4 protein-coding genes are annotated in these 6,485 nt (G+C 71.5%); 3 read left to right on the top strand and 1 reads right to left on the bottom strand.

Translation table 11 applies throughout. The annotated features are described in order from the left end of the window. Position 1 precedes the first annotated feature (1 nt). Positions 2 to 1,168, bottom strand: a complete 1,167-nt coding sequence (locus AQJ11_RS43645) for a serine hydrolase domain-containing protein (RefSeq protein WP_059267201.1) — start codon at positions 1,166 to 1,168, stop codon at positions 2 to 4. 326 nt (positions 1,169 to 1,494) lie between these two features. On the opposite strand from AQJ11_RS43645, the gene AQJ11_RS43640 reads away from it, so the two are divergent. The 3 genes from AQJ11_RS43640 (at position 1,495) to AQJ11_RS43630 (ending at position 6,466) form a co-directional block, all read left to right on the top strand. Then, on the top strand, positions 1,495 to 3,258 hold the full coding sequence (locus tag AQJ11_RS43640) for a M4 family metallopeptidase (RefSeq protein ID WP_079082701.1): 1,764 nt from the start codon (positions 1,495 to 1,497) through the stop codon (positions 3,256 to 3,258). Between the two features lie 148 nt (positions 3,259 to 3,406). Then, positions 3,407 to 4,630, top strand: a complete 1,224-nt coding sequence (locus tag AQJ11_RS43635; protein ID WP_059267199.1) for an ROK family transcriptional regulator — start codon at positions 3,407 to 3,409, stop codon at positions 4,628 to 4,630. Positions 4,631 to 4,666: 36 nt separating this feature from the next. Continuing rightward, on the top strand, positions 4,667 to 6,466 hold the full coding sequence (locus AQJ11_RS43630; protein WP_059267198.1) for an alpha-galactosidase D: 1,800 nt from the start codon (positions 4,667 to 4,669) through the stop codon (positions 6,464 to 6,466). The last annotated feature ends 19 nt before the right edge of the window (positions 6,467 to 6,485 follow it).

Raw genomic sequence — 6,485 nt, 5'->3', positions numbered from 1 at the left:
GCTAGGCCCCGTCCGTTCCCGGCTTGCCGCAGAACGCCGAATCCAGGGCGCCCGCCAGCGTGTCCCACACCTTCCCGTTGTTCGACGTGTTGGCCACGGCCGTCAGGCTGCGCCCCCCGTCCTTCGTGCTGAACGCATACGTGTAGTACCCCTGCACCGCTCCCGTGTGCCCGTACACCGACACCCCGCAGGGCAGGTCCCGCCGTCGCAGCCCGAGCCCGTACGCCGTCGTGCTGTTCACCTTGGTGAACCGCTCCATCTCGGCGAGCCGCGCGGCGGACATCAGCTTCCCCTTGAGCAGCGCGCTGTAGAAGACGTCGAGGTCCCGCGCGCTGGAGATGATCGCCCCGGCGCTCTGCGCCCAGGACACGGTCTGCGCGGTCGCGTCGACCAGCGGGGCGCCCGCCGTGTCCGGCGTCAGGTACCCGCGGGCGTACCGGCCCGGGATCGCGGAGTCCGGATGGACGTAGAACGTGTCCTTCAGCTTCAGCGGCCCGATGACGCGGTCCTGGTACGCCGTCCTCACGGACCGCCCGGTGAGCTTCTCGATGAGCAGCCCGGCGACGACGAAGTTGGTGTTGGAGTACGCGTACGCGGCGCCCGGCGCGTTGGTGCGGGGCTTCCTCAGGGAGAGGGCGACCAGCTGCCGGTAGGTGAAGACCTTCTTCCGGACCGCCTCGAAGCCGGAGACACTGCTCGCGAACATGCCGTCGGTGTAGTCGTACAGCCCGCTGCGGTGGCTGAGCACATGACGGACCGTGATCCGGTCGTCCGGCAGCAGGTCCGGCAGGTAGCGGTTGACCGGCGCGTCGAGCGAGAGCCGGTGTTCGTCCACGAGCTGGAGCAGCACGACGGCCGAGAAGGTCTTGGTGACGCTGCCGATCCGGAAGCGGTCGTCGGTGCTGACGGCCCGCCGGGTGGCGCGGTCGGCGACGCCCTGGGTGACCCGGTACGTCCTGCCCCGGTCGTCGATCCGGGCCAGCGCCCCCGGCGCGCCCTGCGCCACCGCCGACCGCAGCACCGCGGCCAGTCCGGCGGTGTCGGGTGCCGGCAGCGCCGCCGGCACCGGCCTGTCCGGGCCCGCCGTCGCGGCCCGCGCCGGGACCGCGAGCAGCGACAGCGCGACCGCTCCGAGGACCGCTCCCCGCCCCACCGTTGCCGAGACCATCCCCTGACCGCTCCCATCGGTCGGATTCCGCTGCGATATCGATCCGCCTGGGAACCTAGGGGATCGCGACCGCGTCTTCACAGCCGACACACAGTTGGTCATCTCGCGATCACTCTGCGACTGCCGTTCGTAAAGGATTGTCATAGAAGTTCGCGAAATGGATCATTCCGGCTTTACGTGCCCATGACTGATCCGCAAGGGTTGCCCCTCGGGGCCGTACCGGCCCCCGTGGCGCCAACCGCGCCACGCCCCACGGCGGTTGGGCAGACCGGCCGCCGTCGAACGAAGGAACCCTGATCAGATTGCGTAGACCGCACATACGCACCGTGGCTGTCGCCGTCGCGGTGGTGACCGCTGCCACGGGCCTGGCCGGTACGGCCTTCGCGGCTCCTTCCCCGGGGGTGGAGCGGTCCGCCGCCTCCGCCGCCCCGAGCGCCACGGCGGTGGTGGAGGCGGCGCGCACCGCGGCCTTCGCGCACGCCTCGGCGACCGGTGTCTCCCAGGGCGACGACCTGCACGCCCAGGACGTCATGATCGACCCCGAGGGTGCCCGGCACGTCCGTTTCGTCCGCACCCACAACGACCTGCCGGTGCTCGGTGGCGACCTCGTCGTCCACCTCGACCGCCGGCTCGGCTACACGGGCGTGACCCGCGCCGCCGACCACGCCGTCAAGCCGGCCGCCGCCAAGGCCAAGCTGACCGCGGGCCAGGCCGCCGCCAAGGCCGCCCAGGCCGCGAAGGGCGACGCCGGCAGCGCGCGGCTCGTCGTCGACGCCCGCGGCGGTGCCTCCGCGCTCGCCTACCAGGTCACCGTCACCGGCAAGGACAGCGCCCGCACGGTCGTCGTGGACGCGGTCACCGGCAAGGTGCGCAGCAACACCCCGACCAGGGACGAGTTCCTGTCGCCGAAGCTGCTCGACGCCCTGCGCGAGCGCGGCGAGACCCTCGACCCGGCCACCGGCACCGGCTCCGGCGCCGCCGTCTCCGGCCTGGTCGGCTCCCGCGGCGCCGGCGCCGCGGCCTACCCGTCGGCCGCCAAGGGCACCGGCAAGACCCTCTTCGTGGGCACCGTCGGTCTGACCACCACACAGACGTCGCGCGGCCACTACCAGCTCAAGGACCCGAACCGGTACGGCACCGAGACGCGGGACGCCAAGGGCTCGTACACGGAGAAGTTCAGCGCCGGTACGAAGCTCACCAACACCACCAACGTGTGGGGCAACGGCGCGACCACCAGCCGGGTCAGCGCCGCCGCGGACGCCCAGTACGGCATCACCAAGACGCTGGACTTCTACAAGTCCACGTTCCAGCGCAAGGGCATCGCCAACAACAGCAAGCCCGCGCAGGCGATGGTCCACTGGGGCAAGCAGGTCGCCAACGCCTTCTGGGACCCGACCTGCAACTGCATGCTGTACGGCGACGGCGACGGCCAGATGTTCAAGAAGCCGCTCGTCGTGCTCGACGTCACGGGTCACGAGCTGACCCACGGCGTGGTGGAGGCGACCGCCAACCTCCAGCCGACCTTCGTCGACTCCGACGGCAACCAGTACGGCGAGCCGGGCTCGCTGAACGAGTCGCTCGCGGACATCTTCGGCTCGAACGTCGAGTTCTACGCCAAGAACACGAAGGACACGCCGGACTACCTGGTCGGCGAGAAGCTGGGCCTCGCGCAGAAGTTCCTGCGCCGCCTGGACCACCCGTCCCTCGACAAGCTCGAAGGCACGATCGACTACTGGTCGGAGGACACCTACTACACCGAGGTGCACGCCGGCTCGGGTGTCTCCTCGCACGCCTACTACCTCCTTGCCGAGGGCAGCGGCAAGAAGACGATCAACGGCGTCAACTACAACTCGCCGACCTACCACAACATCGCGGTCAAGGGCATCGGCCGTACCAAGGCGACGGCCATCTACTACCGCGCGCTGACCCGGTACATGGTCTCCACGACCGACTTCCACCAGGCGCGCACCGCGACGCTGAAGGCGGCCAAGGACCTGTACGGCGCGAGCAGCACCGAGTACAAGACCGTGGACAAGTCGTGGGCCGCGGTCAACGTCACCGCCGCCAACACGCCGAGCGTCCGTCACTGACGGACACCGGACCACACCGGCACCACCGGATGCCCCGCCCCGTGCGGGGCATCCGCGTGTCCGGGGCCGCGAGAGCCCCAACAGCCCCCGCAACAAGCGCTGTTTCTTTTATTGACAGCGGAAAATAAGAGCCCTAGGTTCCCGTGCCATGCGCTCGACCCCGCGCGCCGAGACCTTCCCGGCGCAGACGCCTGCCGCTGCCCAGGTCTTCACGACGGTCCTGTCCCACGGCCCCCTGACCCGCCTGGAGGCGGGCCGCCGGGCCGGGCTGTCCCCGGCGGCGGTGACCAAGGCGGTACGACCCCTGCTGGCGGCGGGATACCTGGTGGAGGGCGGCGACCCGGCCGGGGGCACCGGCTCGGGGGAGGGCCCGGTGGAAGAGGCCCGCCCGGCCCTCGGGCGGCCCGCCGGCCTGGTCCGGGTCAACGGCGAACGCGCCCTGTTCATCGGGGTGAAGGCGACCGGGGACGAACTGATCGCCGTGCTGACCGACCTGCGCTGCCGGGTCCGCCTGGCCCGCCGCACGCCCCTGCCCGACCGGGCCGCCGCGCCCGCGCTGGCGTCGATCGCGGACCTGGTCCACGAACTCCTCGCCCACGCCGTGGAGTCGGGCGCGCCGGTGGCCGGCCTCGGCATCGCCGTGTCCGGCGACGTCGACCGCGCCGAGGGAGCCGTACGCTACTCGCCGTTCCTGGACTGGCGGGACGTGCCGCTGGCCGGACTCGCCGCCACCGCCTGCGGACTGCCGGCCACCGTCGACAACGATGTCCGCGCGCTGACCGTCGCCGAGCAGTGGTTCGGTGCCGGAGCGGGGCTCAGCGACTTCGCCGTGGTGACCGTCGGCGCCGGCATCGGCTGCGGACTCGTGGTGCACGGCCGGGTGGTGGCCGGCGCCCACGGGGTGGCCGGCGAGATCGGGCACCTCGTCGTCGACCCCGCCGGACCCCCGTGCCACTGCGGCAACCGCGGCTGCGTGGAGGCGATCGCCGGGGACGCCGCGATCGTGGCCCGGATGCGCGAGGTGACCGGGCACCAGGTCCCCGACAGCGCCGCCGCCGTGGCCCTCGCCCGCCAGGGCCTGCCCGGCGCGCGCGAGGTGTACGCGCGGGCGGGCGAAGCCATCGGCCGGGGCCTCGCCACCGTCGCCAACCTCCTCGGCCCCCAACGCGTGATCATCTCCGGTGAGGGGCTCGCCGCCTACGACCTCTTCGCCGAACAGATCCGGGAGGCGTTCACCACGGCCGCCTTCGGGTCCGCCGCCCGATGCGACGTACAGACCCGCCCGCTCCCCTTCGAGGAGTGGGCGCGGGGCGCGGCAGCCGCCGCGATCCAGACCTTCATCACCGAGAACCCCGCCCGTGGAAAGGGCTGAGCCGCCCCGACCCGAACCCACCCAGGAGGCAGACCCATGCGGTCACCCTCGTCGTCCGTCCTGCCCGCTCGCGGGCTCGGAGCCGCCGTCGTCCTCGCCCTCACCGCGGGCCTCGCCACGGCCGTCCCGGCCACCGCCCACGCCGACACGGCACCCGCCTCGGCCGCCAAGCCCTACATGGGCTGGTCCAGCTGGAGCATGCAGTCGTCCAAGTACCCCGGCCTCAACCCGGACGGCGACTTCAGCTATCTGACCGAGGCGAACGTCCTCAAGCAGGCCGACGCCCTCGCCGCCAGGCTCAAGCCGTACGGCTACACCTACGTCAACATCGACTCCGGCTGGTGGCGGGACAAGGACTGGAAGCCGCAGTTCGACGCCTACGCACGCCAGCAGGCCGACCCGGCCCGCTTCCCGCACGGCATGAAGGCGGTGGCCGACCACATCCACCGCCTCGGCCTCAAGGCCGGCATCTACCTGCCCGTCGGCCTGGAGAAGGAGGCGTACGGCGACGGCAAGGTGCCCGTCCGGCACGCCGAGGGCTGCACCACCGCCGACATCGTCTACGGCGACCTGCGCACCACCAACGGCTGGGACAGCGCCTACAAACTCGACTTCGACAAGCCCTGCGCCCAGAAGTACATCGACTCCCAGGCGCAGTTGATCGCCTCCTGGGGCTACGACTTCCTCAAGCTCGACGGCGTCGGGCCCGGCTCCTTCAAGAGCGGCGAGAACTACGACAACGTCGCCGACGTCGCGGCCTGGCAGAAGGCGATCGCCGCCACCGGCCGCCCCGTCCACCTGGAGATCTCCTGGTCCCTGGACATCGGCCACGCCGCCGACTGGAAGAAGTACTCCAACGGCTGGCGCGTCGACACCGACGTCGAGTGCTACTGCAACACCCTCGTCAGCTGGGAGAACTCGGTGGACGACCGCTTCACCGACACCCCCGGCTGGACGAGGCACGCGGGCCCCGGCGGCTGGAACGACCTGGACTCCCTCGACGTCGGCAACGGCGCCATGGACGGTCTGACCAAGGCCGAACGGCAGACCTACGCCACCCTGTGGGCCATCGCCAAGTCCCCGCTCTACACCGGCGACGACCTGACCAAGCTCGACGACTACGGCGTGAAGCTCCTCACCAACCGCGAGGTCATCGCCGTCGACCAGGGCGACTCCCCGCCCGCCCGGCCGGTCACCCCCTCCGACCCCCAGCAGGTGTGGGCCGCGAAGAACCCCAACGGCACCTACACCGTCGCCCTGTTCAACCTCGCCGACGCCCCCGCCGCCGTCACCGCCGACTTCTCCTCCCTCGGCTTCACCGGCAAGGCGTCCGTCCGCGACCTGTGGAACCACGAGAACCTCGGCGCCTACAAGAACAGGATCACCGAGGCCCTGCCCGCCCACGGCTCCCGGCTGTTCACCGTCACCCCGCACGGCAGCGCCCTCACCACCACCGGCTACGAGGCCGAGGCCGGCGCCAACACCCTCGGCGGCCGGGCCTCCGTGGCCGACTGCTCCGCCTGCTCCGGCGGCAAGAAGGTCGGCGACCTCTACGTCGGCGGCACCCTCCGCTTCAACGACGTCGTCGTGGACCGCCCCGGCACCTACCTCATCAAGGTGGCCTACGTCAGCGGCGACCCCCGCCCGGTGAACGTCTCCGCCAACTCCGGCGCCGCCACCCGCCACAGCTTCCCCTCCACCGGCGACTGGGGGAGCGTCGAGACGGTCAGCGTCCCCGTCACCCTCAAGGCCGGCAGCAACACCGTCACCTTCGACAGCGGTTCGGACTACGCCCCGGACATCGACCGCATCGACGTGCCCTCGTCCCCGCGCTGACGCCACGGAAGTTCGGAGC

It is taken from the genome of Streptomyces corchorusii (assembly GCF_001514055.1).
GTDB lineage: Bacteria > Actinomycetota > Actinomycetes > Streptomycetales > Streptomycetaceae > Streptomyces > Streptomyces olivaceoviridis.
Note: the sequence above shows the minus strand (reverse complement) of the source record. Positions and strands in the feature narration are given on the sequence as shown.